This window comes from Erwinia sp. MYb416 (assembly GCF_037479575.1).
Classification (GTDB): domain Bacteria; phylum Pseudomonadota; class Gammaproteobacteria; order Enterobacterales; family Enterobacteriaceae; genus Erwinia; species Erwinia rhapontici.
In genome coordinates, this window is the sequence record NZ_JBBGYT010000008.1 from 1 (window position 1) to 1,217 (window position 1,217).

A 1,217-nucleotide genomic window follows, 5' to 3' on the forward strand; every position below is an offset into this window, starting at 1 on the left:
CTTCTCCCCGGCGTCGCGCACAATATAGTCCGGCAGAAAGCCAATGCCCTCCCCCAGAATCTGACACTGACATTTGGTGTTGAAGTCAGGCACCAGAATCGCCTCCTGCCCGTGCAGCAGCCAGCCAACGCGCTGGTTCAGCATCTGTGCCGTGTCGGCCACCATAATATTGGTATAGCGCCGCATCTGACCTTCACTGATGGGCTGAGGCAATGCGGCCAGCGGATGATGGGGCGCGATAGCGAACTGCCAGCGCACACGGCCAATATCCAGACAGTCAATGCCATCCCTGTCCAGCGGCACATCCGGTGCCCCCAACGCCAGCGTTGCCTGGTGATGGATAAACGCATCCCAGACGCCGTTATACACTTCCTGAGTGACCGTCACCTGACAGGTGGGGAACTGCTTTTTCAGCAGCTGTAGCAGCCGTGCAGTGTGAGGCGGGGTATACAACAGATGGTTAATGCAAATACGCACCCTGGCCTCTACGCCCTGGGCGACAGCATCGACGCCGTATTGAATGGCGCCGAAATCGTTAAGGAGTGTCAGCGCCTTACGATAAAAATAGTCGCCGGACTCCGTCAGTTCAATCCGGCGGGGATGGCGCACAAACAGCGGAACACCCAGCCCGGTTTCAATGCGTTTAATGGTGTAGCTGACCGCCGAAGTGGTGACCCCCAGCTCAACAGCCGCCTTGCTGAAGCTGCCACACTGCACCACGGTGACAAACACCTGCAAATTCTCTTCACTAAAAATGGAGTTCATCGCACGTTCCCTGTTGGCCCTCTTTGTTGATTATTATTCAACAGAAACGCCATCTCAGGTGAATTATTTTTACACGGATAGGACCAGGTATTACAGACTGCTATTGTCATTGCCTGGGCCATCACTTGCTTATCCGGGAACCTGTATGTCATCAGCCTATCCTCATTCAGACACCGCCGACGGCATGCTGAAACAACGTTTTCTCAACGCTGCCCGGCAGGGCAATCTGAACATGTTGCAACAGTGCCAGCAGGACGGGGTGGGTCTCAATGTCACCACCGCGCAGCGCACCAGCGCCATCACGCTGGCGGCACAGCATCAGCACTATACCTGCGTCGCGTGGTTGATCGAGGTGGGCGCCGATATTAATCAGCAGGACGATACCTGTTTGAATCCGTTTTTGCTCGCCTGCCTGAATAACGATCTCACTCTGCTGCGCCTGCTGCTGCCTG

Annotated in this window: 2 protein-coding genes; one reads left to right on the plus strand and one right to left on the minus strand. The window is 55.7% G+C overall.

Features of this window, described 5'->3' with window-relative positions; all coding sequences use genetic code 11:
* Nucleotides 1-765: LysR family transcriptional regulator (locus tag WH277_RS00045; RefSeq protein ID WP_339503621.1), on the minus strand; the 765-nt coding region annotated here is incomplete at its 3' end.
* 145 nt (nucleotides 766-910) lie between these two features.
* On the opposite strand from WH277_RS00045, the gene WH277_RS00050 reads away from it, so the two are divergent.
* Nucleotides 911-1,217, plus strand: a 307-nt coding sequence (locus tag WH277_RS00050; RefSeq protein WP_339503623.1) for an ankyrin repeat domain-containing protein, incomplete at its 3' end; no start/stop codon positions are given.